Source organism: Occultella aeris (assembly GCF_902703175.1).
GTDB classification, from domain to species: Bacteria; Actinomycetota; Actinomycetes; order Actinomycetales; family Beutenbergiaceae; genus Occultella; species Occultella aeris.
Window position 1 is genome coordinate 1 of sequence record NZ_CACRYJ010000075.1, and the last position, 334, is coordinate 334.

Here is a 334-nt window from a genome sequence, read left to right on the forward strand (position 1 = left end):
GCTGGGCACCGGTCAACGCCTGCGTGATCAGATGGGTCCGCAACGCCGCCTGGCCCAGGAACCGGGACCCGTACCGCTCGGACTCGCTGACCGGATCAGAGGTGGCGATGCCCTGGGTGAGGGCCTCGATCGCGATGAGCTGGTCATCCAAGGACCCGGCCATCAGATCCGCCAGAGACAGATGCATCGCGAGGCGAGCGCCACCCCCGCAGGCGACGGACCACCGGAAGTGGTGGTGGTGTCGTCCATGTGTGCTCACCTCCCCATCGAAGTTCCAGGTCCGAAATGCTGACCGTTTCATACGTGCGTTTGACTGCTTGAGCTCCACTCTAGG

General features: G+C 64.4%; 1 protein-coding gene. It reads right to left on the reverse strand.

What is annotated here, in order from left to right; translation table 11 throughout:
* Positions 1 to 187: hypothetical protein (locus HALOF300_RS26800; protein ID WP_156743943.1), on the reverse strand; the 187-nt coding region annotated here is incomplete at its 3' end.
* Positions 188 to 334 lie beyond the last annotated feature (147 nt).